Below are 25047 nucleotides of genomic sequence, written 5' to 3' on the forward strand. Positions count from 1 at the left end.
CTCTCCGGTTCAGGGGTTGTCGTGGGCGGGCGGGCCGTAGCTGCCGTCCGGGCCATGCACTTCGGTGCCGCTCAACGGCGGGTTGAAAACACACACCAGGCGCAGGTCGCCCCTGGTGGCGCGCAAAATGTGCTTGTCGTGCTTGTCCAGCACATAGAGCGTGCCGGGCCGGATCGGGTAGACGGCGCCGGACGCCACGTCGACCACTTCGCCTTCGCCGTCGGTGCAGTAATTGGCTTCGTAGTGATGCTTGTAGTGCAGGTGCAGCTCGGCGCCTTCCCGCACGCGCGTTTCATTGAGCGAATAGCCGACGCCGTCGCGCTTGACCAGCATGCGCAGGCTTTCCCAGCCGGGGCCGCGCGCGTGGCGCTCGGTATTGTTCAGTTCAGATGCATGGACAACTATCATGGATGGACCTCGGGAGGCACAGGGGGAATCGGCCGGACGGCCGGGATGCAATCGGATGCGCCGCCGGCCAGCGCCTGTTCGACGCGTTCCGCCAGGGCCAGCAGCGCGCCGTCGCGGGCGCGCCTGCCGGTGAACATCAGGCCGATAGGCGGACGCGGGCCGGCGCCGCCGGGCAGGGTGATGCTGGGCAGGTCCAGGCGGTTGGCGAATTCCGTCAACTGGAACGCGCGGCGGTTGGCGGCGGCGTAGGCGTCGGCGTGGCGCAGCGTCTCGATGGCGGGCGGCAGCATGGGCACGGCCGGCGTGACAACGGCATCGGCCTGTGCCAGCGCCGCGTCGTAATCGCGGGCCAGCCGGGCCAGGCGGGCTTGCGCCAGGGCGTAGGCATGGGCCCGGACGTCGGCGCCGGCCTGGATGCGCGGCCCGACCCGCGCGTCGTAGCGGTCCGCATGGCTGGCCAGGCGCGCGGCATGCAGGAGATACGCCTCGGCGGCGATGATGCCGCCTTCGCTGGCGGCCCGGCCGGCCTCGGCCAGCATCGGCAGGGCCTGCGCGCGGATCTGCGCGCCGGCCCTGGCCAATTGGCCGAGCCAGGCATCGAATGCCGCGCCCACCGGCGAATCGAGCGTGTCGGCCAGCCACTGTTCGGGAACCAACAGGCGCAGGCCATGCAGCGCCGCGCCCGGTTCGGCGGCGCGGCGCGCACCGTCGCGCGCCAGTGCCTGGTCGGCGCGGCGGCACAGGGCCGCGCTGTCGGCCATCAGGCCGGGCACGTCGAAACTGGACGACAGGTGCAGCATGCCGTCGGCCGGATAGCGGCCGCGGCTGGGCTTGAAGCCGACCACGCCGCAGAATGCCGCGGGTATGCGGGCCGAGCCGCTGGTGTCCGAGCATACGGCCAGGTTGGCCATGCCCAGCGCCGTGGCCACGGCGGCGCCGGAACTCGAGCCGCCCGCCACCCGGTCCGCGTCGCTGGCCAGGGGCGTGCGCGGCGTGCCGTACCAGGGGTTGAGGCCCAGGGCGCCATAGGCGAATTCGGTCATGTTGGTCTGGGCCCGCAACAGGCAGCCCGCCTGGCGCAGCCGCGCGACCATCGGCGCGTCGCGGCTGGCGGGTGGATCGTCCGCCAGCACGCGCGAGCCCGCGTGGGTTGTCCAACCCGCCACGTCGAAACAGGCCTTCGCGCTCAGCACGACGCCGAACAGCTGCGCCGCGGCCGGATTGCCCGCCGCGCGCAGGTGGTCCCAGGCGTCGGCCTCCTGCAGCGCGGCCTGGTCGCGCCGCGCCAGCAGGGCCAGGCGCGCGGCCTCGGCATGGCGTCGGCTATTGGCGATGCAATGCTGCAGCGCCTGCCGGGCGCCAGCGCTAGTAGAAGAGGAGGTCATGCTGCGGTCAGGCGGCTTTGGCGTCGTCGTGGATATGCACGTGGTGCAGGAATTCCCGCACCCGCGGGTCGCTGCTTTGCAGGATCTCGCGCGCCGGGGCATCGTGCAGGATGCGTCCCTGCTCCATGAACAGGACCCGGTCGGAGACGCGGAAGGCGAAGTTCATTTCATGCGTGACGATGAGCATGGTCATGCCCTCCTGCACCAGCGTCTCGACCACCTTGAGCACTTCGCCGACCAGTTCCGGATCGAGCGCGGAAGTGGGCTCGTCGAACAGCATGATGGACGGCTTCATCGCCAGGGCGCGGGCGATCGCCACGCGCTGCTGCTGGCCGCCCGAGAGCTGGTGCGGATATTTATGGGCGTGGTCCAGCATGCCGACCTTGGCCAGCAGGATCAGCGCCTCCAGCCGCAGGTCCTGTTCGTTGCCGCGGCGGTGATAGCGCGGCGCCATCATCACGTTGTTCAGCACGGTCTTGTGCGGAAACAGGTTGAAGCTCTGGAACACCATGCCGATGTCGAGGATGCGCGGCCCCGGCACGGCGTCCCGGCCGCCGCCCGCCTGCAGGAATGGCTTGCCGTGCAGCAGGATCTCGCCGCCATCGAGCGTCTCGAGGCCATTGATGGTGCGGATCAGCGATGTCTTGCCCGAGCCGGACGGCCCGATCAGGCAGATGACCTGGCCTGTCTCGACAGTCAGGTCGATATGCTTGAGCACTTGCAGCGCGCCATATTGCTTCTGTACGTTCTTCAACTGCAGGGCCGGCGCGCAGCCGTCGTGGGGCGTGGCCGGAATGGCGGGCGCGCGGGCGCGGCGCTGGATCGCCTCGACCACGTTGGCCGGCAGCGACAGCGCGGGCGGCGCGCGCCGGAGAATATCCATGCGCGCCTCGAACCACCCGATCAGCTTGTCGAAGACCGTGACGATGAGCACGTAGTAGGCCGCTACCGCCAGCATGGTTTCGAACACCAGGAAGTTCTGCGTGTACAGGCGCTGGCCGACCAGCAGGATTTCCGCCAGCGAGATCACGGACACCAGCGAGGTGAGCTTGGCGATGGTGATGAATTCGTTGCCCAGGGCCGGCAGGGCAATGCGCAACGCCTGTGGAATGACGATGAGCCGCTGGATGCCTGCATAGCGGATGCCGAGCGCCTTGCCGGCTTCCAGCTGGCCCCTTGGCACCGCCAGGATGCCGCCGCGATGGATCTCGGCGATGAAGGCCGTTTCACTGACCACCATGGCCGCCAGGCCGGCATAGAAGGCGTCGGACAGCAGGACGCTGGACGACGGGAATACCTGCGGCAGGTTGTAGACGAATACCAGCAGCACCAGCAAAGGCAGACTGCGGAAGAACCAGATGTACAGCCCGGCCAGGCGATTGACCACGAAATTGTCGGACTGCTTGCCCAGCGCCAGGATGAAGCCGAACGCCACCCCCAGCACCCATGTCAGCACGCTCAGTTTGACGACTACCCAGCAGGCGCGCCAGAAATCCGAATCCCAGAACAGGCTTGCCGTATAGGTCCAGTCGAAATCCATGTGTCGGCTCGGTGAATGCAGAGGCTATGGGGCGGGCGCTAGCGGCCCAGCGCGGCTTGCACATCCGCGGCATCCGGGGCTTGCAGTCCATACTTCTTGAGCAATGCCGGATAGGCGCCGCTGGCGGTCGCCGCCTGCAACGCCGCGTTGAGCGCATCGAGCAGCTCGGTGGCGTCCTTGTTGACTCCCAGCCCGATCACGATGGGGTAGATGAGCTTGCTGGAGGTGATCTTGATCGCGTTGGCCGACTGTTCGACCAGCTCGTGCGAAACCGCCGCGTCTTCCATCATCACGTCGACCGCCTTGGATTTGAGGGCCATCAGGGCCTCGGGCGAAGTGGGGTACTCGCGCACCTGGATGGGGCCGCGCTTGCCCGGCACGCATTGCTCCGCCGAGACCTTGGCCAGCTTGGGCGTCCAGGATGCCCCCTTGATCGTGCCGACCCGTTTGCCGCACAGCGCATCCACGTCGCCAGGGGCGTAGCTGTCCGAAGCAAGCACCAGCAGGGATGATCCGGTGGTCAGGTACGGGACGTAGTTGATCAGTTTGTGGCGCTCCGGCGTGACATACAGCGCCGACGCAACGATGTCGAAGCGGTGCGCGCGCATGCCCAGGATCAGGTCCGGAAAGCGCGTATCCAGGAACACGGGCTCGAGCGCCATCTGCCGGGCCAGCATGCGCGAGAACTCCGCGTCGAACCCGGCGGGCTTGCCGTCCTGCATGTAGGCGTAGGGCGGGTAGGTCAGGTCCGAGCCAATGGTGAGTTTGCCCGGTTGTACGGTGGGCGCCGCGCTGGTCATGGCCGGCGCGGCACCCAGCGCCAGGGTGGCCAGCAGCGTGGCCGCCGCGCGGCGCCAAGAGCGTGGGGGCGTGCGTGGGGAATGGGTCGAAGCGGGCATGTCGGGATTCCGTCCAGTGGTGGAAAACGCTGCCTGTGCACGCGGGATGCGCTGCGCCAGGGGCGGGAGGTGCGGTCCAGGATTGTTCAACAATCTGGATTCTGCGAGCCTTGCCATGGCGAGGCAATCCGGGTTTTTCCCTAAGGCCGGGCATGACGATTGCTGTGCCGATGCAGGGTTCCCGGTCCCGCGCAACGGGGGCTCGCACCGCCTGTCCGCGCGGCGCACTATCTTGGAGGCCTTATGAAATTACGTAATCTGACCCTCGGCATTCTGGCCGCGGGATCGCTGATGGTCGCTGCCGCCGGCCTGGCCCAGACGGCCACTCCCACCCCGGCGCCGGCGCAGGGAACGGCGCAACAACTCGATGGCGATGACGAGGATTTCCTGGAAAATGCCGCCCAGTCCGGCCATGCCGAGATCGAGGGCAGCAAGATGGCGCAAGAAAAGGCCACCAGCCCCGATGTGAAATCGTTCGCCGAAAAGATGATCCAGGACCACACCAAGGTGGGCGAGGAACTGGCGAGCCTGGCAAAGGAAAAGGGCTATACGCCGCCGACCGAACCATCGCTGGTGCAAAAAGCCAAGCTCAAGACGCTGAGCATGACCGATGACGGCTTCGACGAAATGTATGCCGACCAGATCGGCGTCTCCGCCCACGAGGACGCGGTCAAGCTGTTCCAGGATGCCTCGGCCAATGCCAAGGACGCCGATATCAAGGCCTTCGCCGCCAAGCACCTGCCGGCGTTGCAGGAACACCTCGAAATGGCCAAGGCGCTGCAGCAGAAAGTCAGCCAGCGCAAATAGGCCGCGGCAGTGCCGCCGGGCGCGGCCGGCGTGCCGCGCGGGCCGGCCCGCGCGGTGTCCTGCATGGCCGGGACCGTGGCGTAAGCGCAATACCCGATTGCGGGTTGGGCGGGATAGGAGTATCCATTGAGGTAACAACAGTTCGCGAGACAACCCACTGGGGTCGCGGCGGACCGGGCGGCACAGCCCGGCCATGCCGTGGCGCCAGGCCGGAATTCCGCGCCGGGCGAATCCCGCCTTGCCGGAAGATAAGCTAGGAGGGGCTTATGGCAGTGGTATATCTGGAACTCGAACGAGAACGCGTGAAAGCCGCGCGTTCCGCCCGCAAGGCCCGCATCGCGCCGACCGCGCCTGCCGTCCGTGGCAACGACGGCCGGCGCACGTTCATGGCGTGCCTGATGCTGGCGCCGCTGGCCGGCCTGGCCGCGCCGCTGTGGGCCGTGCCCTGGCTGGGCGAGCCCGCCGGCTGGACGCTCGCGGGGGCGGGCCTGCTGGCCTGCGTGCTGCTGCTATTCCGCCTGGCCAGGCAGGAGGCCGACAGCGCCCGGCGCGATCCTTCCTGAATCCTGCCCCCCCGCGGCGCCCGTCCGCTGGCGGGGCGGACGGCCTGTCCTTATTGAGGGTGGTCTTCAGGTATACTTGTATTGTCATCAATACAACATATCAGGAGACACGCCATGAAGAGATTGCCACGCATCGTCGCGGGCGGTGCGCTGCTGGCCGCGCTGGCCACGCCGTTCGGGCCGGCCCAGGCCCAGAATGACACCATCAAGCTGGTGGTCGGGGCGCCGCCAGGCGGCACTACCGACACCGTGGCGCGCAGCATTGCCCAGCACATGGCGCTGGACCTGAAGCGCACGGTGCTGGTCGAGAACAAGCCGGGGGCGGGCGGCAATATTGCCGCCGACTACGTCGCCAAGAGCAACCCCGATGGCAACACGCTGCTGGTCACGTTCACCAGCTTTTCGATCAACGCCAGCCTGTATCGCAACCTGCCGTTCGACCCGGTGCGTGATTTCACGCCCATCAGCATGCTGGCCAACGTGCCCAGCGTGCTGGTCACCCGCAAGGATTTTCCCGCCCAGTCCATGCCGGAGTTCGTCACGCTGGTCAAGGCCAGCCCCGGCAAGTACACCATGGCGCTGGGTGCCATCGGTTCGTCGCTGCACATGGCCGGCGAGCGCATGAAAATGCTGGCGGGGCTGGATATCCTCAACGTGCCGTACAAGGGCACTGCGCCCGCCATCAACGACCTGCTGGGCGGGCAGGTGGACATGATGTTCGCCAGCTCCCTCAACGCCATGCCGCACATCAAGAGCGGGGCGCTCAAGGCGCTGGGCGTCAGCAGCCCGGAAGCCCTGCCGCAATTCCCGGGCGTGCCGCCCATCGGCGATACCATCAAAGGTTTCGAGTCCAACGCCTGGTTCGCCATGTTCGGCCCGGCCAAGCTGCCGCCGCAGACACTCGCGACGCTGAACGCGGCGGCGCGCAAGGCGGTCGACACGCCCGAGTTCCGCCAATTGCTCGAGCGCGAGGCGGCCGTCGCGGTCAGCAGCAGCCCGCAGGAGCTGGACGCTTTCGTACGCAAAGACATCGATCGCTACGCCGAGATCGTCAAGTTCACCGGCGCCACGGTCGATTGAGCTGCCTGACTGGAGAACATTTCGTGCCCGACAGCCCGCTGCCTCTGTATCACAAGGTGTACCTGCTGCTGAAGCAGCGCCTGCAAGCGGGTGGTTTTCCCGCCGACGCGGCCATGCCAGGCGAGAACGCGCTGGCCGCCGAGTATGGCGTGTCGCGGCTGACGATACGTCGCTCGCTGGAGGCCCTGGAGTCCGAAGGGCTGATCGAACGGCGCCAGGGGCGGGGCACGTTCGCGGCGGGCAATCTTCCCCTGTCCGCGCCGCAGCAGAGTTCGGACATCGATGCCCTGATGGCGCACCTGGCGCACATGGGCATGCAGACCCAGGTGCGTCTGCTTGCACTGGAAACGGTTGCCGCGCCGCCGCAGGTGGCGGCCCGGCTGGAGCTCGAACCGGGCACGCCGGTGCAGCGCTCGGTGCGGGTGCGCAGCTACCAGGGCCTGCCGTTTTCATACCTGACGACCTACGTGCCGGGCGACATAGGGCGGGGCATTCGCCGCAAGGATCTCGGCTCCAAGCCGCTGCTGGCCATTTTCCGCGACCTGGGCGTAGGGGTGGCGCGCGCCGAGCAATCGATTTCCGCCGTGCTGGCCGAGCCGGGCGCGGCCGGGCACCTGGACGTCGCCGTCGGTTCCGCGCTGCTCAGCCTGCACCGGCTGGTGCGCGATGAGTCCGACCGCCCGGTCGAGTGGCTGCACGCGCTGTACCGCCCGGACCGCTATGAATACCGCATGGATATGCAAGCCCACGACATGCCGGGCGAGCCTGCCTGGCTGCCTGCCGGCGCGCCGGCGCGGGCGCGCGCCTGAAGGAGGATTTCCGCCATGCCTGCCCAGACACTCGCGCAGAAATTGCTGGCTGCCGCCGCGGGCCGCGCCGCGGTGCGCGTCGGCGACATCGTGACGTGCAAGGTCGACCTGGCCATGTTCCACGATTCGAGCGGTCCGCGCCGCCTCAAGCCCATGCTCGAAGAACTGGGCACAGGTTTGTGGGACCGTTCCAAAGTCGTGCTCGTCATGGACCACTACGTGCCGGAGGCCGATGAGGAATCACGGCGCATCGTGCGCATCGCCCGCGACTGGGCGCGCGAGCAGGCGCTGCCTCATGTGTACGACTCGGTCGGCATCTGCCACGTGGTGGTGCCCGAGCATGGCCACCTGCGGCCCGGCATGTTCTGCGTGGGCGGGGATTCGCATTCGCCCACCGGCGGCGCCTTTGGCGCCTACATGTTCGGCGTGGGCAGCACGGAAATGCTGGGCGTGGTGGCCAGCGGCGAAATCTGGATGCGCGTGCCCGAGACTCTCATGATGCGCTGGAACGGCCGGCTGCCGGACGGCGTGACGGCCAAGGACATGATGCTGCACATGATCGGCCGCTACGGCATGAACGGCGGCCGCTACCAGGCGGTGGAATTCTGCGGCGAAGCGGTGCGCGCCTTGTCCATGCAAGAGCGCATGACGCTGTCGAACATGTCGGCCGAACTGGGCGCGCAGGCGGGCCTGGTGGCGCCCGATGCCACGACGGCGCGCTACCTGCGCGAGGTGGGCGTGGCCGCCGTGGACACCGCCCGCTGGCAGTCCGACCCGGACGCCGCCGCGCAATGGCACGATTTCGATGCCGCGGCGCTGGCGCCCCAGGTGGCGGCGCCGCACAGTCCGGCCAATGCCGCCGACGTCCAGGTCCATGCCGGCACGCCCGTGCAGGTCGCCTATATCGGCGCCTGTACCGGCGCCAAGCTGGATGACCTGCGCGCGGCTGCCCGCGTGCTGCGCGACCGCCGCGTGGCAAGCGGCGTGAGCCTGATGGTGGCGCCCGCCAGCCGGCGCGACCAGGCCGCGGCAGCGGCCGAAGGCGTGCTGTCGGCGCTGCAACAGGCCGGCGCCACGCTGCTGCCGACTTCTTGCGGCGCCTGCTCGGGCTACGGCGGTTCCATACCCGAGGGCGCCAACGTGGTCTCGACCACGGCGCGCAACTTCAAGGGGCGCATGGGCGCGGCCAGCGCCCGGGTGTACCTGGCCTCGCCGTACACGGTGGCTGCCGCGGCGCTGGCCGGCCGCATCGCCGACCCGCGCGAGGTACTGGCATGAGCGCGACCCACAAGGCCTGGCGCGTCGGCGACGATGTCGATACCGATCAGCTCGCCCCGGGCGCCTACATGAAGTTCGGTATCGCGGACATCGCCCGCCACTGCCTGGAAGGCGTGCGCCCGGATTTCGCCGGCGGTGTGCGGCGCGGCGACGTGCTGGTGGCCGGCCGCAATTTCGGCATCGGCTCCTCGCGCGAGCAGGCCGCCGCCGCGCTGGTCGAGCTGGGCGTGCATGCCGTGATCGCGCCCAGCTTCAGCGGCCTGTATTTCCGCAATGCCTTCAATGTCGGCTTGCTGCTGGTGACCTGCGAACGCGCCGGCGAGATCGCCGAGGGCGAGCGCGTCGTCATCGACCTGGCCGGCAACCGCGTACTGCGCGCCGATGGCACGGTTCTGCCGTGCGAGCCCGTTCCTGGCTTCCTGCTGGACATGGTCCAGGCCGGTGGCTTGCTGATGCAGCTCAAGCGCCGGCTGGCCGATGGCTCGCTGCCGCGTCACCCCATGAAAGCCTGATGAATCCTTCCACTCTCAAAGAAAAACTGGATGCCGGCCAGGCGTTGCTGGCGCCCGGTGTCTATGACGCGCTGTCCGCCCTGATCGCCGAGCAGGCCGGTTTCGATGCGCTGTACTTGTCCGGCGCGTCGATCGCCTATGCCCGCCTGGGACGTTCCGATGTGGGCTTGACCACCTATACCGAGGTGGAAGACGTCCTGGCCCGCATCACAGAGCGCGTGCGCTGCCCCGTGATCGTCGATGGCGACACCGGCTTCGGCAACGCGCTGAACGTGCAACGGACGGTGCGCGGTTTCGAACGGGCCGGGGCGGCGATGATCCAGCTGGAAGACCAGGGCTTCCCGAAGCGTTGCGGGCACCTGGCGGGCAAGTCGCTGGTCCCGGTCGCCGAGATGTGCGGCAAGCTGCGCGCCGCGCTCGATGCGCGGGCCTGCAACGGCACGCTGATCCTGGCCCGCACCGACGCCGTGGCGGTCGAGGGCCTGGACGCGGCCTTCGAGCGCGCCGAGCGCTACCTGGCCTGCGGCGTGGACGCGATCTTCATCGAGGCCCTGCGGTCCCCTGCGCAGCTCGACGCGGCCTGTGCGCGCTTCGCCGCGCGCGTGCCACTGCTGGCCAACATGGTGGAGGGCGGGCAGACTCCCGTCGAAAGCGCGCAGGCCCTAGCGGCGCGCGGGTTCCGCATCGTCATCTTCCCGGGCGGCACGGCGCGCGCCGTCGCGCATGCGCTGCAAGCCTACTACGGGAGCTTGCGCGAACACGGCACCACGGCCCCCTGGCGCGACCGCATGCTGGATTTCGACCAGCTCAATGCCTTGATCGGCACCCCCGCCTTGCTCGACGAGGCGGCGCGCTACGGCTAGGACCCGGGCTCCGGCCAGGGTGAACAGGTCGCGGGCTGGCGTGCTTGCCAGGCATCGCGCTCGGGAGCAAACTAGCCGCACCTCGATCCCTGGTCGTCATCGCGCATGAACATGCCCAGCCTGCCGCCGTCCGAGCCCGTCCCGTCCACTTACGACAACGCCACCGTTGCCTTCCATTGGCTGACCGCCTTGCTGGTGGTGGTGTTGTTCGTGATGGCGCAGGTCTGGGAAGCCATGCCCTCCGGCACGCCGATGCGCAAGTCGCTGCAACACTTGCACGTTTCGCTCGGCCTGTTGCTGACCGCCTTGCTGGTGCTGCGGGGCGCCTGGCGCGCGACGCGGGGCCGGCGCCTGCCACCCGCGTCCCGGGGCCCCATGCAGCTTGCCGCCAAAGGGGTCCACTATGCGCTCTATCTGCTGCTGGCGGCCCAGATCGTGCTGGGCTTCCTGTTCCGGTGGGCGCAGGGCGAACCGTTCACGTTCTTCGGGTGGTTCGCCGTTCCGCCGCTGGTGTCGCTGACCCGCGACCAGCGCCATTTTTTCGGCGACATCCACAACCTGCTGGCCTGGGTCATCATCGTGCTGGCGGCCGTGCATGCGCTGGCCGCGCTGTTTCACCATTACGTGCTGCGCGATGGCGTATTGCGCCGCATGCGGGCCCGGGGCGCGAACAGGCCCTAGCGAGGCGGCTTGGCGGCGCCGTCCGCCAGCGCGGGGTTGCCGCGCGGCAGCCAGCGCCAGAACACCGCGGCGGCGGCCAGCCCGAAGCCGCCCATGGCGGCCACCGCGGCCGTCAGCGACACCAGCGCCGTGATGGCCGACAGGACGACCGGCCCCAGGCTGCTGCCCAGGTCGGACACGAGCCGCCAGATGCCCAGGAACTCCGTGCGGGCGGCCGGCGGCGCGGCGTCGGCGCCCAGCGTCATGACAATGCCTGAGCCGATGCCGTTGCCCATGCCCAGCATCATGGAGACAATCAGGAAGCCGACCACGCCGGTGGTCAGCGACGTGCCGATCAGGGCGAGCCCCATGAGCAACGTCGACGGCACCGCCACCCACAGCCGGCCGCGCCGGTCCATGAGCGTGCCCGCCGGATAGAACACCGACATGTCGATGGCCGCCACCAGTCCGTAAATGATGGAAGTGGTGGTGGGGTTGATGCCCAGGTGGTCGGCCCAGAGGGGAATGACCACCTGCCGCGATGCGCGCACCGCGCTCACCAGCAGGATGCCCAGCCCGAGCGTCAGGAACACCCGGCTGTGCTGGCGGGCCACGTCGAGCACGCGTGGCTTGGCCGCCGCCTTATCGCCGCCGCGTCCGGGGGCGCTCATGTCGGGGGCCAGGTAGGCGATCACGCCGGCGCCCGCCATGGCGACGGCGGCCACCCAATAAGCGCCCTGCAGGCCCATGAAGTGGATCAGCCCCGCGCCGGCGAACGGACCCACGAAGACTCCGATGCGCATGGTGCCGGCCAGCGTAGACAAGGCGCGCGCCCGCATGTATGCCGGCACGGCGTCGATCATGTAGGTCTGGCGCGCCAGCATGAAGACCGATGAAGCCATGCCGACCAGGAACACGCCCACTGCCAACATCAGGGCGTGGGTGGCGAAGATGCACAGCAGCAATGCCACCACGCTGAGGGCCGCCGCCCCCATCATCGAGCGCCGCTCGCCATGGCGGGAGGTGATCAGCGCCGCCGGGATATTGCTGACCAGGGAACCGATGCCGATCAGCGCGACGATCAGCCCGGACACGGCTACCGAGGCATCCAGTTCGCGCGCGCTCAGGGCGACGACCGGCAGGATGGCGCCGTTGCTGACACCGTAGAGGATGGTGGGGCCGAACGCCGGAACGGCTATTTTTCTCAGGCTGAAGGAATCGTCGCGGGGCGGCACGGTGGGGCAGGCAAAGGCAAGGCCAAACACGTATTCTGACACCGGCGCGGCCTTTGCCGCAATTTGCCCGGGCAGGCCCGGGCCGGCCTTGCACGCCGGAGCCGCCGCGCGCTATCTTTGCGCCATGCCGTGCGCTCCCCTGACAGGCCAAGAGCCATTCTTCATCGTGCTGAACACGGGCTCCGGCCGTGATGACGCCAGCGAAGTCCAGTCCATCATCCGGCGAGTGCTGGACGAGGCTGGCCGCCGCTATGAACTGATGCCGGTCGACAACGGCGGCCAACTGGCCGCGACGGCACAGGCGGCCGTCGAACGGGCCCGCGGCGAGGGCGGGGTGGTGGTCGCCGCAGGCGGCGACGGCACGCTCAGCGCCGTCGCCCAGGTCGTGCTGGGAACCGGCCTGCCATTCGGCATCCTGCCGCAAGGCACGTTCAACTATTTCGGACGCACTTACGGCATTCCGCAAGACACCGAGATCGCCGCCCGCTGCCTGCTGGCGGCGCAGCCGCAGCCGGTGCAGGTCGGGCTGCTCAACGGCCAGGTGTTCCTCGTCAATGCCAGCCTCGGCCTGTATCCGCAACTGCTGGAAGACCGCGAAGCCTACAAGCAGCGCTACGGGCGCAGCCGCTACGTGGCGCTCTGGTCGGCCCTGGTGACCCTCGCGCGGGCGCACCGGCAACTCAAGGTGCAGCTCGAATATGAAGGCCAGCAGCGCAGCTTGCGCACGCCCACCATCGTGGTCGGCAACAATGCCTTGCAGCTCGAGCAAGTCGGCATCGCCGAGGCCGCCGAACTCGAGCACGGCCGCCTGGTGGCGATGAGCGTCAAGCCGGTCGGCGCGCTGGCCCTGTACGGGCTGGTGCTGCGCGGCTGGCTCAGCCGCCTCGGCGATGCCGACCATGTCATGAGCTTCGGCTTCGACCGCCTCACGGTACGCCTCGGGCGCGGCCGGCGGCGCGTCAAGGTCGCCATGGACGGCGAGATCCACTGGCTGGACTCGCCGCTGGAGTTCGTCGTTTCGCCTCAGCCCTTGCCATTGCTGGTGCCGCCTGAAGCGCAGCGCACGGAACGCGCATGACGCGCATCCTGCATCTGTCCGACACCCATTTCGGCACCGAGCGCGAGCCGGTGGTCCAGGCCTTGCTGGCGCTGGCTGAGGCGTTGCAGCCGCATCTGGTCCTGCTGGGCGGCGACATCACCCAGCGCGCGCGGCACAGCCAGTTCGCGGCCGCGCGCCGCTTCATCCAGGCGCTGCAGCGGCCGGTGCTGGCCGTGCCCGGCAACCACGATATCCCGCTGTTCAACCTGGCGGCGCGCCTGTTCGACCCATATGGCGGCTATCGCCGCGCGCTGGGAGCGATTCTCGAGCCGGTCGTGGAGACCGACGGCCTGCTGGCGATCGGGGTCAACACCACGCGACCCGGGCGCCACAAGAACGGCCAGGTCTCGCCCGCCCAGGTGGCGCGCGTGGCGCAGCGCCTGCGCCAGGCCGGCGACGAGCGCCTGCGCATACTGCTGCTGCACCATCCGGTACGGGCTGCCGTCGAGAGCGATCGCGCCAACCTGCTCATCGGCGCGGACATGGCGGTGCCCGCCTGGGTCGATGCCGGCGCCGACCTCATCCTCGGCGGCCACATTCACCTGCCGTACATTCTGCCGCTCCATGGGCAGGCCGGCACGGCGCCGCGCCAGGCCTGGACCGTCCAGGCCGGGACAGCCGTATCGCGGCGCGTGCGCGATGGCATCTCCAATTCGGTCAACGTCATCGACCATTTGATCGATAATGGGCGGCACCAGTGCGCGGTCCAGCGCTGGGACTACGCCGCCGACGAGGCCCGATTCCGCCGCGTGGCGACCCAGGCGCTGGAACTGCATCGTCCCGGCGCGCGCTAGTTGCCGCCGACGCCAGCCACATTTGCTTTATGGAAGCCTTCTCCGCCTGGGTTGCCGCCCATCCTTTGCTGATCTTCCTCGCCATGCCGGCCGCCGCGGGCGTCTTTGCCGTATGGCTGGACCGCCGCCTCGGGTGGCGTTCGGGCACGCCGCCGGCCTGGGCGTGCTGGGCCGTGGCGGCGGGCGCCGGCCTGGTGTTCGCGGCGCTGGCCACGGCCATGACCCTGCAGTCCGGCCTGGTCGAGCTGGATAGCGCGCTGGCGTCCGAGCTCAGCCTGTCCATGCCGCCGTCGCTGCTCTGGCTGTTGTCCTGGTTCACTTATCTGGGCGACCGCGACCTGCTCACGGTCATTGCCGTGGCCATGACGGTGGCATTGCTGCTGCGGCGCGAATGGGCGCTGGCGGCGCTGTGCGCGCTGGCCACCGCCGGGGCGGGGGCGCTCAACCAGACCTTCAAGCAGTTGTTTCAGCGGGTGCGGCCCGAGCATGTGCATGGCTACGTCGACCCCGACGGCTGGAGTTTCCCCAGCGGACATGCCTCGGCGGCGCTGGCGGTCTACGGGATGGCGTGCTATCTGCTGCTGCGGTTCTCGCCGCCTCGCTGGCATCCGCATTGCCTGGCCGGCGCCGCGGCCCTGGTGACCGCCATCGGCGTCAGCCGCATCCTGCTGCAGGTGCACTATCTCAGCGATGTGGTCGCCGGTTTTGCTCTCAGCCTGGCCTGGCTGGCCCTGTGCCTGGCCGCGGTAGAACGCGCCCGCGTGCTTACACGTCGAGCATAGCGGCGAGCACCGCCCGTGCCCGCACGCCGTCGAAGCGCCGGCGCAACAGGTCTTCCAATAGAGCCGGGCCGGCATGGTCCGGCACATAGTCGGCGCCGGCTGCCTCGATGGCTTCGCGCAGGCCGGCCGGTGTCCGCGGCCGGGATCGCAGGTTCCAGACCAGCTTGCCGCGCACCTCGGCCCCCACCTGCCCGTCGCTGAAGCGCTCCAGCGTGCGGTCGATTTCGCGGGCGGCCGGCAAGGCCAGCAGCACCAGGTCCGATTCCAGCAGGGCTTCCTGGGCCGAGACAGCCAGCGTGGCGCTGCCGCGGAAAGGCTCGCAGCGCGCCGGCACCTTGTCGAATACGGTCAGCGCCAGGTCGGGCAAGCCGGCGGCCAGCAGCCGGTGCGCGGCCGCGCTGCCGGTGGCGCCCAGGCCGATGATGCCGATACGCGCGATGAGGGGCATGTTCACGACGCCGGCACCGACCAGGTGCTGACCACGTGCGCCACGGGGTCGGGCGCATGTTCGCCGCGCAGGATCACTTCGCCGGCCGCCAGGCGGCCGGTCTTGAGCAGGCGGGCCTCGGCGATGACCGCGCCGGGCGGGCTCTTGCGCAGGAAGTTGATGGTCAGGCTGGCGGTTACCGCGCCGGCCTGGCCGGTAGCTCCCACCACCGCGGCATACAGGGCCAGGTCGGCCAGCCCCATCAGCATGGGGCCCGCCACGATGCCGCCCAGGCGCTGGTGCGCCGCCCGCGCCGGCAGGACGGCCCGCGCGGTGCCCGGTCCGATATCGGTGATCTCTACGCCCAGCACTTCGGCAAATGGGTGCTGTTCGGCCAGGAGGCGATGGAATTCCGCCAGGCTGATGCGGGCAGGAGAGGGCGAGTGCGTCATGTCAGCGTTGCTCCAGTGTGGCGCAGTAGCGGTCCAGCAGGCCGGCCGCGTGCTGTTCCAGCGACTTGAGCCGGCGGGTATGGAAAAGCAGCAGCAAACCCATCAAATAAGTGAACACTTGCATCTGCTCGGCGGCGATGGCCTCGGCCGGCCACGGCTTGGCCGCCCTCAGCCCGTCGCCCAGCAGGCCGACACAATCACGCAAGCGGCGGTTCAGCCGTTCGTCCGCCTCCCGGCCCAGGCCGCGCGGACCCAGCCCCTGGAACAGGTACATCCCCAGGGAAAACTCGGTGGAACGCTCGGCGTAGTAATGGAAGAAGGCCTCGATGACCCGGCGCGGCGCCGTATCGGCGGGGCCGGGCAGTGCGGCGTGCAGTTGGGCGTACAACCGCCGCAGCGATTCTTCGAGCAGCTCGCCGTAGATGTCTTCCTTGCCGGCGAACCAGGGATAGATGGCGCCGGTGGTGCAGCCCGCTTCCTTGGCGATGGCGCGCACCGTGGTTTTTTCCAGGCCGTCGCGCTCGAACACCCGCTGCGCAGCCTGCAAGATGAGCTGGCGGCGCGCGGCGGTGAGCCGCTGGGCGTGGGTGAGGGGCGTGGAATCGGGCATGGCAGGCGGGCCGAGCAGGTGGTTCCTCGATATATAGCAGTGCTCCGAAATAATAACAATGTTATTACCAAGCACAAAAGGCTGCATGCCATATCTTTATCGTGCAGCCGATATACATGTATCGAGTCTATGCTGGAATGTATCCAGTATTGTTTCGCGTTACTTAAGCAATGCCCCCGTCCACGGGCAGAAAGCCGTCAAACCAGTTGGGAAACGGCGCGAATATTGGGCTGTATCGACATCAAGGGTAAATACTGATGTGTTTCTGCTCGGATACGTCTGATGTTGCAAGATCCCAACAACGATCCCCCGGAAGGGGCATTTTTCGGGGGTCTACCATAGCCAGTCCCAGGGTTTTTTGATGCAATAGCGTCAACTTCCCTTCGCGGAGTTAGGGGGGCGGCAGGCCGATTCAAGCATTGCTGCTCTTGTCACTCAAATCAACGGAGATTTCTTAAATGAAAAAGACTCTGCTCGCTGCCGCCCTGCTCGCCGGTTTCGCCGGTGTGGCCCAGGCAGAAACCTCGGTGACGCTGTACGGCATCATCGATACCGGTATCGGCTACAACAAGGTCAAGGGCGACGGTTTCGATGGCAGCCGCATCGGCATGATCAACGGCGTGCAGAACGGTTCGCGCTGGGGCCTGCGTGGCACCGAAGATCTGGGTGACGGCCTGCAAGCCGTGTTCCAACTGGAAAGCGGCTTCGACTCCGGCAACGGCAAGTCGGCCCAGGGCGGCCGCCTGTTCGGTCGTCATGCCACCATCGGTCTGCAAAGCGACAGCTGGGGCCGTCTGGACTTCGGCCGTCAGACCAACATCACCTCGAAGTACTTCGGCTCGATCGATCCGTTCGGCGCCGGCTTCGGCCAGGCCAACATCGGCATGGGCATCAGCGCTGCCAACACCGTTCGCTGGGACAACATGGTCATGTACCAGACCCCGTCCTACAGCGGCTTCCAGTTCGGCGTTGGCTACTCGTTCAGCGTGGATGACAACGGCGGCGACGACCGCGTTGGCTTCCGCACCGCCGACAACGTCCGCGGCATCACCACCGGCCTGCGCTACGTGAACGGCCCGCTGAACGTCGCTCTGTCGTACGACCAGCTGAACGCCAGCAACAACCAGCTGCAAGACGAAGTCGACGCGACCCCGCGTTCGTACGGCATCGGCGCTTCGTATGACTTCGAAGTGGTCAAGCTGGCCCTGGCCTACGCCCGCACCACCGACGGCTGGTTCGGCGGCCAAGGCATCAACGGCATCGACGACGACTCGGTCCTGACCTCCAACGTCTTCGCTGACGGCTTCAAGTCGAACTCGTACATGGTCGGCCTGACCGCCCCCATCGGCGGCGCCAGCAAGCTGTTCGGTTCGTGGCAGATGGTTGACCCGAGCAACGACAAGCTGACCGGCGGCGAAGAGAAGATGAACGTCTTCTCGCTGGGCTACACCTACGACCTGTCCAAGCGTACCAACCTGTACGCCTACGGTTCGTACGCCAAGAACTATGCCTTCATCGACGACGTGAAGAGCACGGCTGTCGGCGTCGGTATCCGTCACCGCTTCTAAATCGGCCGCGGGGCGCAAGCCCCGCTTCGATTCCGAGCACGCGCCCGGGCCTCGGTCCGGGCGTGAAAAGCCACCCTGCGGGGTGGCTTTTTTGTTCCTGCCGTACGTCAACAGTTCCTGGTTTTGGAGGGCTTGGGTTCAGCGGACAGTCACTTGGCAAATGCTACAATCTGAAGGTTTGCGCATTTGACGGACGCCAGAATGAACCTGCAACAGTATTTTCCCGTCCTGCTGTTCATCGTAGTGGCAACCCTCATCGGGTTTGCCCTCCTGACAGCAGGTTCGCTCCTGGGGCCGCGGCGTCCCTATGCCGAAAAACTCTCGGCCTACGAATGCGGCTTCGAAGCCTTCGAAGACGCCCGCATGAAGTTCGATGTGCGCTACTACCTGGTCGCCATCCTCTTCATCCTGTTCGACCTCGAAATCGCCTTCCTGTTTCCCTGGGCCATCGCCCAGGGCACCGTCGGCTTGGTCGGCTTCTGGACCGTCATGGTCTTCCTGGCCGTCCTGACGGTGGGCTTCATCTACGAATGGAAAAAGGGCGCGCTGGACTGGGAATGATCCCCAGCCTTCCTGCACGCTATCAGAGACGAAAATGGCTATAGACGGCATCCTCAAGCAAGGTTTCATCACTACCAGTGCCGACAAGTTCCTGAACTGGGCAAAGACCGGCTCGATGTGGCCCATGACCTTTGGCCTGGCCTGTTGCGCGGTCGAAATGATGCACGCCGGCGCGGCGCGCTACGATCTCGACCAGTTCGGCATCATCTTCCGCCCCAGCCCGCGCCAGTCCGACCTGATGATCGTCGCCGGCACGCTGTGCAACAAGATGGCGCCGGCGCTGCGCAAGGTCTACGACCAGATGCCCGAGCCGCGCTGGGTGGTGTCCATGGGCTCGTGCGCCAACGGCGGCGGCTACTACCACTACTCGTATTCGGTCGTGCGCGGCTGCGATCGCATCGTGCCGGTCGACGTCTACGTGCCGGGCTGTCCGCCCACCGCCGAGGCCCTGGTCTATGGGCTGCTGCAAATGCAGAACAAGATCCGCCTGACCAATACCATTGCCCGCTGATCGCGGCGCGCCGGCCAGCCGTGCCGGCGGTACCCGGCAGCATATCGGTTTATCAAAGCGTACATGACGATGACCAGGCTCGAAACCCTGAAACACAATCTGCAGGCCGCGCTCGGCCCGGACCTCGCCCTGACCGAGGCGCTCGGCGAACTGACCCTGGAAGTCTCCGCCGACCAATGGATCCCCATCTGCAACAAGTTGCGCACTGACGCCAGCCTGAGCTTCGAGACCTGCATCGACCTGTGCGGCGTGGACTACCTCACCTGGGGCAACGGCACGCGCCAGGTCGCCGAGGAAAAAACTGGTGGCGTGCAGCGCTCGCGCTTTGCGGTGGTGGTGCACCTGCTGTCCATCGCCCACAACTGGCGCCTGCGCGTGCGCACCTGGGCGCCGGACGACGATTTCCCCATGGTGGCGTCGCTGGTCGACTGCTGGCCCGGCCTGAACTGGTTCGAACGCGAAGCCTTCGACCTGTTCGGCATCGTCTTCGAGGGCCACCCCGACCTGCGCCGCATCCTCACCGACTACGGCTTCATCGGCCATCCCTTCCGCAAGGACTTCCCCCTGTCGGGTACCGTCGAAATGCGCTACGACCCCGAGCAAAAGCGCGTCATCTACCAGCCGGTCACGATCGACCCGCGCGAGATCACGCCGCGCGTCGTGCGTGAAGACTCCTACGGCATGGGGCGTTAAATCATGGCAGAAATCAAGAATTACACCCTGAACTTCGGCCCGCAGCACCCGGCCGCGCACGGCGTGCTGCGCCTGGTGCTCGAGCTCGACGGCGAAGTCATCCAGCGCGCCGATCCGCACATCGGCCTGTTGCACCGCGCCACCGAGAAACTGGCCGAGCACAAGACCTACATCCAGGCGCTGCCCTACATGGACCGCCTCGACTACGTGTCCATGATGTGCAACGAGCACGCCTACGTCATGGCCATCGAGAAGCTGCTGGGCATCGAGCCGCCGCTGCGCGCGCAATACATCCGCGTCATGTTCGACGAGATCACGCGCCTGCTGAACCACCTGATGTCGCTGGGCTCGCACGCCCTCGACGTGGGCGCCATGGCGGTGTTCCTGTACGCCTTCCGCGAACGCGAGGACCTGATGGACTGCTACGAGGCGGTCTCGGGCGCGCGCATGCACGCGGCCTACTACCGGCCGGGCGGCGTCTACCGCGACCTGCCCGACACCATGCCGCAGTACGGCGAAGGCAGCAAGTACCGCGGCGAGAAGGACCTGCGCATCATGAACGACGCGCGTTCCGGCTCGCTGCTCGATTTCATCGAGGACTTCACCAACCGCTTCCCGGCCTGCGTCGACGAATACGAGACGCTGCTCACCGACAACCGCATCTGGAAGCAGCGCCTGGTGGGCATCGGCGTGGTCGACCCCGAGCGCGCCAAGGCGCTGGGCTTCACCGGCCCCATGCTGCGTGGCTCCGGCGTCGCCTGGGACCTGCGCAAGATGCAGCCGTACGAAGTCTACGACCTGGTCGAGTTTGACGTGCCCGTGGGCGTCAACGGCGACTGCTACGACCGCTACCTGGTGCGCATCGCCGAAATGCGCGAAAGCAACCGCATCATCCGCCAGTGCGTGGAATGGCTGCGCAACAACCCGGGCCCGGTCATGATCGAGAACCACAAGGTCGCCCCGCCCAAGCGCACCGACATGAAAACCAACATGGAAGAGCTCATCCATCATTTCAAGCTCTTCACCGAAGGTTTCCACGTGCCCCCCGGCGAGGCCTTCTCGTCGGTCGAGCATCCCAAGGGCGAATTCGGCATCTACCTGGTGTCCGACGGCGCCAACAAGCCCTACCGCCTGAAGATTCGGGCGCCGGGGTTTGCCCATTTGCAATCGCTCGATGAAATGGCGCGCGGCCACATGATCGCCGACGCCGTCACCATCATCGGCACGCAGGACATCGTTTTCGGCGAGATCGACCGCTGATCCACCAGCGCGAACGCCCGCATAATCCGGATTCAAACTATGCTGCTTTCCGAACAGGCCTACCAGAAAATCGATCGGGAACTCGCCAAGTTCCCGGCCGACCAGCGGCAGTCGGCCATCATGGCTTCGCTTGCCATCGCGCAGGAAGAAAAGGGCTGGTTGCCCCCCGAAGTCCTTGAAGACGTGGCCAATTACATCGGCGTGCCGCCCATCGCGGTGCAGGAAGTCGCCACGTTCTACAACATGTTCGATACCAAGCCGGTCGGCAAGCACAAGATCGCGGTCTGCACGAACCTGCCCTGTGCCTTGCGCGACGGCGAAAAGGCCGGCGACTACCTCAAGCGCAAGCTCGGTGTCGACTACCGCGAAACCACGCCCGACGGCCAGTTCACGCTGGTCGAGGGCGAGTGCATGGGCGCCTGCGGCGACGCTCCCGTGCTGATCGTCAACAACAAGCATATGTGCGTGCGCATGACCGAAGAAAAGCTCGATGCGCTGGTGCAGGGCCTGAAGGCGCAAGGCGCCCAAGGAGAATCGGCATGAACGCGCCCGACCTGTACAAGCACCTGGCCCAGGGGCTCGACCCCAATCCCCTGAACGACCTGTCCAATTCCATGTGCCTGCATGGCCGCCACATCGCGCCGCAGATCATGGCCGACGTCGACGGCGACAACTGGCGCCTGCAGGACTACGTCAAGCGCGGCGGCTACGAGGCCCTGCGCAAGATCCTCTCGACCGGCATGAAACCCGAGGACGTCATCGCCGAGGTCAAGGCCTCGGGCCTGCGCGGCCGCGGCGGCGCGGGCTTCCCCACCGGCCTGAAGTGGAGCTTCATGCCGCGCGCCTTCCCCGGCCAGAAATACCTCGTCTGCAATTCCGACGAAGGCGAGCCCGGCACCTTCAAGGACCGCGACATCCTGCGCTTCAACCCGCACATCGTGATCGAAGGCATGGCCATCGCGGCCTACGCCATGGGCATCAGCGTCGGCTACAACTACATCCACGGCGAAATCTTCGAAGTGTACGAACGCTTCGAAGAGGCCCTGGAAGAAGCCCGCGCCGCCGGTTTCCTCGGCGACCGCATCCTCGGCTCCGAGTTCAGCTTCCAGTTGCATGCCTTCCATGGCTACGGCGCGTACATCTGCGGCGAGGAAACCGCGCTGCTCGAATCGCTCGAAGGCAAGAAGGGCCAGCCGCGCTTCAAGCCGCCGTTCCCGGCCAGCTTCGGCCTGTATGGCAAGCCCACCACCATCAACAACACCGAGACGTTCGCGGCCGTGCCCTGGATCATCCGCAATGGCGGCCAGGCCTACCTCGAAGTCGGCAAGCCCAACAACGGCGGCACCAAGCTGTTCTCCGTGTCGGGCGATGTCGAACGGCCCGGCAACTACGAGATCCCCCTCGGCACGCCATTCTCCAAGCTGCTCGAACTGGCCGGCGGCATGCGCGGCGGCAAGAAGCTCAAGGCGGTCATCCCCGGCGGCTCGAGCGCGCCGGTGCTGCCCGCCGACATCATGATGGACACCACCATGGACTACGACGCCATCGCCAAGGCGGGCTCCATGCTGGGGTCGGGCGCCGTCATCGTCATGGACGAGACCCGCTGCATGGTCAAGTCGCTGCTGCGCCTGTCGTACTTCTATTTCGAGGAAAGCTGCGGCCAGTGCACGCCGTGCCGCGAGGGCACGGGCTGGCTGTACCGCATGGTGCATCGCATCGAGCACGGCCAGGGCCGCCAGGAAGACCTCGACCTGCTCGACAGCGTGGCCGGCAACATCATGGGCCGCACCATCTGCGCCCTCGGCGACGCCGCCGCCATGCCGGTGCGCGGCTTCCTCAAGCATTATCGCGACGAATTCGCGCACCACATCGAGCACAAGTCGTGTGTGGTCCCGCAATATCTGTAGGTTCCAGGAACAGCAATGGTTGAATTAACCGTCGACGGCAACAAGGTCGAAGTCCCCGAGGGCAGCATGGTGATGCATGCGGCCCAGAAGCTCGGCCTGTACGTGCCTCATTTCTGCTACCACAAGAAACTGTCCATCGCGGCCAACTGCCGCATGTGCCTGGTTGAAGTGGAAAAGGCGCCCAAGGCGCTGCCGGCCTGCGCCACGCCGGCCACCAACGGCATGGTGGTGCACACCTGCTCCGAGAAGGCCAAGGCGGCGCAGAAGTCGGTCATGGAATTCCTGCTCATCAACCACCCGCTCGACTGCCCCATTTGCGACCAGGGCGGCGAATGCCAGCTGCAGGACCTGGCCGTGGGCTATGGCGGCTCTTCCTCGCGCTATCGCGAGGAAAAGCGCGTGGTGTTCCACAAGGACCTCGGCCCGCTGGTGTCGGCGGAGGAAATGACCCGCTGCATCCACTGCACCCGCTGCGTGCGCTTCGGCCAGGAAATCGCCGGCGTCATGGAACTGGGCATGCTGGGCCGCGGCGAGCACTCCGAGATCACCACCTTCGTGGGCCGCTCGGTCGAGTCCGAGCTCTCGGGCAACATGATCGACCTCTGTCCCGTGGGCGCGCTCACGTCCAAGCCGTTCCGCTACAGCGCCCGCACCTGGGAATTGGCGCGCCGCCGCTCGGTCAGCCCGCACGACAGCCTGGGCGCCAACCTGGTGGTCCAGGTCAAGGGCGACCGTGCCATGCGCGTGGTGCCGTTCGAGGACGAGGCCCTCAACGAATGCTGGATCAGCGACCGCGACCGCTTCTCGTACGAAGGCCTCAACAGCGAAGACCGCCTGGCGGCGCCCATGATCAAGGGCGCCGACGGCAAGTGGCAGGAGGCCTCCTGGGCCGATGCCCTGCAGGCGGTGGCGCAGGGCCTGTCGCGCGTGCGCGACAGCCACGGCGGCGGCCAGATCGGCGCCTTGGCGGCCGAATATTCCACCACTGAAGAATTCGCCCTGCTGGGCCGCCTGGTGCGCGCCCTGGGCTCCGAGAACATCGATTTCCGCCTGCGCCAGACCGACCCGGCCTTCGACGCCGCCCTCACTGGCGCGCCGTGGCTGGGCATGCCGGTGGCCGACCTCGACACGCTCGACCGCGTGCTGGTGGTGGGCTCCTTCCTGCGCAAGGACCACCCCCTGATGGCGCAGCGCCTGCGCCAGGCGGCCAAGCGCGGCACGCAGATCCTGCTGGTCGACAGCGCTGCCGACGATCCGCTCATGCCGGTGGCCGCGCGCGTGACGGTCGCCCCGTCCGGCCTGCCGGCGGCGCTGGCGGGCATCGCCGTGGCGCTGGCCCAGGCCAAGGAACAACCCGTGCCGGCCGAATTCGCCGCCGTCGTGCCCGACGAAAACGCCAAGCTGGTGGCCGCCAGCCTGGCCTCGGGCAGCAATACCGCCGTGCTGCTGGGCAACATGGCGGTGGCCTCGCCGCAGGCCGCGCTGCTGGCCGCCAACGCGCGTTGTGTGGCCGACCTGGCCGGCGGCCGCTTCGGCTTCCTGACCTCCGGCGGCAATACGGTGGGCGGCTACCTGGCCGGCGCCGTGCCGGGGCAGGGCGGCAAGACCGCCGCCGCCATGCTGGCCGAGCCGCTCAAGGCCTACATCGTGCTGCATGCCGAGCCGGCGCTGGACGCCGACAACGGCCCGCAGGCCGTGGCGGCCCTGCGTGGCGCCGAATTCGCCGTGGCGCTCACCCCTTATGCCTCCGCCGCGCAAGACTGGGCCGATGTCATGCTGCCCGTCGCGCCGTTCACCGAAACCTCCGGCACCTTCGTCAATGCGCAAGGCCTGCCGCAGAGCTTCAAGGGCACGGTCGCGCCGCTGGGCCAGAGCCGCCCGGCCTGGAAGGTCCTGCGCGTGCTGGGCAATGTGCTGCAGCTGCAGGGCTTCGACGACGAGACCTCCGAATCGGTGCGCGACACCGCCCTGGCCGGCGGCGTCGAGGGCCGGTTGTCCAACGACATCAAGGCGCCGCGCGGCGTGGGCCAGCCCGCTGCCGGCCTGGAGCGCGTGGCCGACGTCCCCATCTACCGCAGCGACGCCATCGTGCGGCGTTCCGAGCCGCTGCAGGCGGCGCCGGCATCGCGCCCGCCCACCGCGCGCCTGAACGGCCGCACGCTGGCCGAGCTGGGCCTGGCGGCGGGCGTCAAGGTACGGGTCTCCGGGGCCGCCGGTTCGGTCGAGCTCGAAACCGTCCAGGACGACGCCGTGGCCGATCGGGCCGTGCGCATCGCCGCGGCCTTCGAACAAACCGCCGCCCTGGGCGGCGCCTTCGGTGCAATCAGCGTGGAGCGTGCCTGAC

27 protein-coding genes are annotated in these 25047 nt (G+C 67.6%); 19 read left to right on the plus strand and 8 right to left on the minus strand.

The window, feature by feature from the left end:
• Nucleotides 1–9 precede the first annotated feature (9 nt).
• The 4 genes from ACKTT0_RS14660 to ACKTT0_RS14675 are packed head-to-tail and all read right to left on the minus strand — an operon-like array spanning nucleotide 10 to nucleotide 4232.
• Complete coding sequence (locus ACKTT0_RS14660; protein ID WP_407850586.1) at nucleotides 10–408, minus strand: ectoine synthase; 399 nt, start codon at nucleotides 406–408, stop codon at nucleotides 10–12.
• The gene (locus tag ACKTT0_RS14665) at nucleotides 405–1793 is read right to left on the minus strand and encodes an amidase (RefSeq protein ID WP_407850587.1); all 1389 of its coding nucleotides are present in this window, start codon (nucleotides 1791–1793) and stop codon (nucleotides 405–407) included. The genes ACKTT0_RS14660 and ACKTT0_RS14665 overlap by 4 nt, the downstream gene beginning before the upstream one ends.
• Before the next feature lie 7 nt (nucleotides 1794–1800).
• Nucleotides 1801–3333 carry an amino acid ABC transporter permease/ATP-binding protein gene (locus ACKTT0_RS14670; RefSeq protein ID WP_407850588.1) on the minus strand — a complete coding sequence of 511 codons (1533 nt, stop codon included), beginning with the start codon at nucleotides 3331–3333 and terminating at the stop codon, nucleotides 1801–1803.
• Nucleotides 3334–3371: 38 nt separating this feature from the next.
• On the minus strand, nucleotides 3372–4232 hold the full coding sequence (locus ACKTT0_RS14675; protein ID WP_407850589.1) for an ABC transporter substrate-binding protein: 861 nt from the start codon (nucleotides 4230–4232) through the stop codon (nucleotides 3372–3374).
• A gap of 243 nt (nucleotides 4233–4475) precedes the next feature.
• Here ACKTT0_RS14675 and ACKTT0_RS14680 point away from each other — a divergent pair, with 243 nt between their 5' ends.
• The 8 genes from ACKTT0_RS14680 (at nucleotide 4476) to ACKTT0_RS14715 (ending at nucleotide 10825) form a co-directional block, all read left to right on the plus strand.
• Nucleotides 4476–5039, plus strand: a complete 564-nt coding sequence (locus ACKTT0_RS14680) for a DUF4142 domain-containing protein (protein ID WP_407850590.1) — start codon at nucleotides 4476–4478, stop codon at nucleotides 5037–5039.
• A 266-nt stretch (nucleotides 5040–5305) separates the two neighbouring features.
• Nucleotides 5306–5602, plus strand: a complete 297-nt coding sequence (locus ACKTT0_RS14685; RefSeq protein ID WP_407850591.1) for a hypothetical protein — start codon at nucleotides 5306–5308, stop codon at nucleotides 5600–5602.
• Nucleotides 5603–5716: 114 nt separating this feature from the next.
• A complete protein-coding gene (locus tag ACKTT0_RS14690; protein ID WP_407850592.1) occupies nucleotides 5717–6682 on the plus strand; it encodes a tripartite tricarboxylate transporter substrate binding protein in 966 nt (321 codons plus the stop codon).
• 23 nt (nucleotides 6683–6705) lie between these two features.
• A complete protein-coding gene (locus ACKTT0_RS14695; RefSeq protein ID WP_407850593.1) occupies nucleotides 6706–7491 on the plus strand; it encodes a GntR family transcriptional regulator in 786 nt (261 codons plus the stop codon).
• A 15-nt stretch (nucleotides 7492–7506) separates the two neighbouring features.
• Complete coding sequence (locus tag ACKTT0_RS14700; RefSeq protein ID WP_407850594.1) at nucleotides 7507–8769, plus strand: 3-isopropylmalate dehydratase large subunit; 1263 nt, start codon at nucleotides 7507–7509, stop codon at nucleotides 8767–8769.
• Entirely contained in the window at nucleotides 8766–9281 is a 516-nt protein-coding gene (locus ACKTT0_RS14705; RefSeq protein ID WP_407850595.1) for a LeuD/DmdB family oxidoreductase small subunit, read from the plus strand. The genes ACKTT0_RS14700 and ACKTT0_RS14705 overlap by 4 nt, the downstream gene beginning before the upstream one ends.
• Nucleotides 9281–10144 (plus strand): isocitrate lyase/PEP mutase family protein, encoded by an 864-nt coding sequence (locus ACKTT0_RS14710; protein ID WP_407850596.1) that lies wholly within the window; start codon nucleotides 9281–9283, stop codon nucleotides 10142–10144. Before ACKTT0_RS14705 ends, ACKTT0_RS14710 begins: the two co-directional genes overlap by 1 nt.
• Before the next feature lie 105 nt (nucleotides 10145–10249).
• A complete protein-coding gene (locus tag ACKTT0_RS14715) occupies nucleotides 10250–10825 on the plus strand; it encodes a cytochrome b (RefSeq protein ID WP_407850597.1) in 576 nt (191 codons plus the stop codon).
• On the opposite strand, the gene ACKTT0_RS14720 is transcribed toward ACKTT0_RS14715, so the two are convergent.
• Entirely contained in the window at nucleotides 10822–12069 is a 1248-nt protein-coding gene (locus ACKTT0_RS14720; RefSeq protein WP_407850598.1) for an MFS transporter, read from the minus strand. The genes ACKTT0_RS14715 and ACKTT0_RS14720 overlap by 4 nt on opposite strands.
• A 94-nt stretch (nucleotides 12070–12163) precedes the next feature.
• Here ACKTT0_RS14720 and ACKTT0_RS14725 point away from each other — a divergent pair, with 94 nt between their 5' ends.
• From ACKTT0_RS14725 to ACKTT0_RS14735, 3 genes are read left to right on the plus strand one after another with little or no spacing between them, the layout of a single operon-like run.
• Nucleotides 12164–13117 carry a diacylglycerol/lipid kinase family protein gene (locus ACKTT0_RS14725; protein WP_407850599.1) on the plus strand — a complete coding sequence of 318 codons (954 nt, stop codon included), beginning with the start codon at nucleotides 12164–12166 and terminating at the stop codon, nucleotides 13115–13117.
• Nucleotides 13114–13932 carry a metallophosphoesterase family protein gene (locus tag ACKTT0_RS14730; protein WP_407850600.1) on the plus strand — a complete coding sequence of 273 codons (819 nt, stop codon included), beginning with the start codon at nucleotides 13114–13116 and terminating at the stop codon, nucleotides 13930–13932. The genes ACKTT0_RS14725 and ACKTT0_RS14730 overlap by 4 nt, the downstream gene beginning before the upstream one ends.
• Nucleotides 13933–13961: 29 nt before the next feature.
• Nucleotides 13962–14714, plus strand: coding sequence for a phosphatase PAP2 family protein (locus ACKTT0_RS14735; RefSeq protein WP_407850601.1), 753 nt, complete (start codon nucleotides 13962–13964; stop codon nucleotides 14712–14714).
• Here the strand turns inward: ACKTT0_RS14735 and ACKTT0_RS14740 are convergent.
• Genes ACKTT0_RS14740 through ACKTT0_RS14750 form a run of 3 tightly spaced genes read right to left on the minus strand, consistent with a single transcriptional unit; the run spans nucleotide 14698 to nucleotide 16203 of the window.
• Nucleotides 14698–15162, minus strand: a complete 465-nt coding sequence (locus ACKTT0_RS14740) for an NAD(P)-binding domain-containing protein (protein ID WP_407850602.1) — start codon at nucleotides 15160–15162, stop codon at nucleotides 14698–14700. The genes ACKTT0_RS14735 and ACKTT0_RS14740 overlap by 17 nt on opposite strands.
• 2 nt (nucleotides 15163–15164) lie before the next feature.
• The gene (locus ACKTT0_RS14745; RefSeq protein ID WP_407850603.1) at nucleotides 15165–15593 is read right to left on the minus strand and encodes a PaaI family thioesterase; all 429 of its coding nucleotides are present in this window, start codon (nucleotides 15591–15593) and stop codon (nucleotides 15165–15167) included.
• Between the two features lies 1 nt (nucleotide 15594).
• Nucleotides 15595–16203, minus strand: a complete 609-nt coding sequence (locus tag ACKTT0_RS14750) for a TetR/AcrR family transcriptional regulator (protein ID WP_407850604.1) — start codon at nucleotides 16201–16203, stop codon at nucleotides 15595–15597.
• 458 nt (nucleotides 16204–16661) lie between these two features.
• Here ACKTT0_RS14750 and ACKTT0_RS14755 point away from each other — a divergent pair, with 458 nt between their 5' ends.
• The 8 genes from ACKTT0_RS14755 (at nucleotide 16662) to nuoG (ending at nucleotide 25046) form a co-directional block, all read left to right on the plus strand.
• The gene (locus ACKTT0_RS14755) at nucleotides 16662–17771 is read left to right on the plus strand and encodes a porin (RefSeq protein WP_407850605.1); all 1110 of its coding nucleotides are present in this window, start codon (nucleotides 16662–16664) and stop codon (nucleotides 17769–17771) included.
• A gap of 201 nt (nucleotides 17772–17972) precedes the next feature.
• On the plus strand, nucleotides 17973–18332 hold the full coding sequence (locus tag ACKTT0_RS14760) for an NADH-quinone oxidoreductase subunit A (RefSeq protein WP_028356453.1): 360 nt from the start codon (nucleotides 17973–17975) through the stop codon (nucleotides 18330–18332).
• Between the two features lie 34 nt (nucleotides 18333–18366).
• Entirely contained in the window at nucleotides 18367–18843 is a 477-nt protein-coding gene (locus tag ACKTT0_RS14765; RefSeq protein WP_006217960.1) for a NuoB/complex I 20 kDa subunit family protein, read from the plus strand.
• Nucleotides 18844–18906: 63 nt separating this feature from the next.
• Nucleotides 18907–19536, plus strand: a complete 630-nt coding sequence (locus tag ACKTT0_RS14770; protein WP_407850606.1) for an NADH-quinone oxidoreductase subunit C — start codon at nucleotides 18907–18909, stop codon at nucleotides 19534–19536.
• A 3-nt stretch (nucleotides 19537–19539) separates the two neighbouring features.
• Complete coding sequence (locus ACKTT0_RS14775; RefSeq protein ID WP_028356451.1) at nucleotides 19540–20796, plus strand: NADH-quinone oxidoreductase subunit D; 1257 nt, start codon at nucleotides 19540–19542, stop codon at nucleotides 20794–20796.
• A gap of 39 nt (nucleotides 20797–20835) precedes the next feature.
• A complete protein-coding gene (nuoE, locus tag ACKTT0_RS14780) occupies nucleotides 20836–21339 on the plus strand; it encodes an NADH-quinone oxidoreductase subunit NuoE (protein WP_028356450.1) in 504 nt (167 codons plus the stop codon).
• Nucleotides 21336–22703, plus strand: a complete 1368-nt coding sequence (nuoF, locus tag ACKTT0_RS14785) for an NADH-quinone oxidoreductase subunit NuoF (protein WP_407850607.1) — start codon at nucleotides 21336–21338, stop codon at nucleotides 22701–22703. The genes nuoE and nuoF overlap by 4 nt, the downstream gene beginning before the upstream one ends.
• Before the next feature lie 15 nt (nucleotides 22704–22718).
• Nucleotides 22719–25046, plus strand: a complete 2328-nt coding sequence (gene nuoG / locus ACKTT0_RS14790) for an NADH-quinone oxidoreductase subunit NuoG (protein ID WP_407850608.1) — start codon at nucleotides 22719–22721, stop codon at nucleotides 25044–25046.
• Nucleotide 25047 lies beyond the last annotated feature (1 nt).

Source organism: Bordetella saccharivorans, assembly GCF_045862855.1.
GTDB lineage: Bacteria > Pseudomonadota > Gammaproteobacteria > Burkholderiales > Burkholderiaceae_B > Bordetella_A > Bordetella_A petrii_F.

What these genes read in the sequence shown, in the direction of transcription:
- ACKTT0_RS14660 (WP_407850586.1), bottom strand. Translation starts at nt 408, where the DNA reads ATGATAGTTGTCCATGCATCTGAACTGAACAATACCGAGCGCCACGCG.
- ACKTT0_RS14665 (WP_407850587.1), bottom strand. Translation starts at nt 1,793, where the DNA reads ATGACCTCCTCTTCTACTAGCGCTGGCGCCCGGCAGGCGCTGCAGCAT.
- ACKTT0_RS14670 (WP_407850588.1), bottom strand. Translation starts at nt 3,333, where the DNA reads ATGGATTTCGACTGGACCTATACGGCAAGCCTGTTCTGGGATTCGGAT.
- ACKTT0_RS14675 (WP_407850589.1), bottom strand. Translation starts at nt 4,232, where the DNA reads ATGCCCGCTTCGACCCATTCCCCACGCACGCCCCCACGCTCTTGGCGC.
- ACKTT0_RS14680 (WP_407850590.1), top strand. Translation starts at nt 4,476, where the DNA reads ATGAAATTACGTAATCTGACCCTCGGCATTCTGGCCGCGGGATCGCTG.
- ACKTT0_RS14685 (WP_407850591.1), top strand. Translation starts at nt 5,306, where the DNA reads ATGGCAGTGGTATATCTGGAACTCGAACGAGAACGCGTGAAAGCCGCG.
- ACKTT0_RS14690 (WP_407850592.1), top strand. Translation starts at nt 5,717, where the DNA reads ATGAAGAGATTGCCACGCATCGTCGCGGGCGGTGCGCTGCTGGCCGCG.
- ACKTT0_RS14700 (WP_407850594.1), top strand. Translation starts at nt 7,507, where the DNA reads ATGCCTGCCCAGACACTCGCGCAGAAATTGCTGGCTGCCGCCGCGGGC.
- ACKTT0_RS14705 (WP_407850595.1), top strand. Translation starts at nt 8,766, where the DNA reads ATGAGCGCGACCCACAAGGCCTGGCGCGTCGGCGACGATGTCGATACC.
- ACKTT0_RS14710 (WP_407850596.1), top strand. Translation starts at nt 9,281, where the DNA reads ATGAATCCTTCCACTCTCAAAGAAAAACTGGATGCCGGCCAGGCGTTG.
- ACKTT0_RS14715 (WP_407850597.1), top strand. Translation starts at nt 10,250, where the DNA reads ATGAACATGCCCAGCCTGCCGCCGTCCGAGCCCGTCCCGTCCACTTAC.
- ACKTT0_RS14725 (WP_407850599.1), top strand. Translation starts at nt 12,164, where the DNA reads ATGCCGTGCGCTCCCCTGACAGGCCAAGAGCCATTCTTCATCGTGCTG.
- ACKTT0_RS14730 (WP_407850600.1), top strand. Translation starts at nt 13,114, where the DNA reads ATGACGCGCATCCTGCATCTGTCCGACACCCATTTCGGCACCGAGCGC.
- ACKTT0_RS14735 (WP_407850601.1), top strand. Translation starts at nt 13,962, where the DNA reads ATGGAAGCCTTCTCCGCCTGGGTTGCCGCCCATCCTTTGCTGATCTTC.
- ACKTT0_RS14740 (WP_407850602.1), bottom strand. Translation starts at nt 15,162, where the DNA reads ATGCCCCTCATCGCGCGTATCGGCATCATCGGCCTGGGCGCCACCGGC.
- ACKTT0_RS14745 (WP_407850603.1), bottom strand. Translation starts at nt 15,593, where the DNA reads ATGACGCACTCGCCCTCTCCTGCCCGCATCAGCCTGGCGGAATTCCAT.
- ACKTT0_RS14750 (WP_407850604.1), bottom strand. Translation starts at nt 16,203, where the DNA reads ATGCCCGATTCCACGCCCCTCACCCACGCCCAGCGGCTCACCGCCGCG.
- ACKTT0_RS14755 (WP_407850605.1), top strand. Translation starts at nt 16,662, where the DNA reads ATGAAAAAGACTCTGCTCGCTGCCGCCCTGCTCGCCGGTTTCGCCGGT.
- ACKTT0_RS14760 (WP_028356453.1), top strand. Translation starts at nt 17,973, where the DNA reads ATGAACCTGCAACAGTATTTTCCCGTCCTGCTGTTCATCGTAGTGGCA.
- ACKTT0_RS14765 (WP_006217960.1), top strand. Translation starts at nt 18,367, where the DNA reads ATGGCTATAGACGGCATCCTCAAGCAAGGTTTCATCACTACCAGTGCC.
- ACKTT0_RS14770 (WP_407850606.1), top strand. Translation starts at nt 18,907, where the DNA reads ATGACGATGACCAGGCTCGAAACCCTGAAACACAATCTGCAGGCCGCG.
- ACKTT0_RS14775 (WP_028356451.1), top strand. Translation starts at nt 19,540, where the DNA reads ATGGCAGAAATCAAGAATTACACCCTGAACTTCGGCCCGCAGCACCCG.
- nuoE (WP_028356450.1), top strand. Translation starts at nt 20,836, where the DNA reads ATGCTGCTTTCCGAACAGGCCTACCAGAAAATCGATCGGGAACTCGCC.
- nuoF (WP_407850607.1), top strand. Translation starts at nt 21,336, where the DNA reads ATGAACGCGCCCGACCTGTACAAGCACCTGGCCCAGGGGCTCGACCCC.
- nuoG (WP_407850608.1), top strand. Translation starts at nt 22,719, where the DNA reads ATGGTTGAATTAACCGTCGACGGCAACAAGGTCGAAGTCCCCGAGGGC.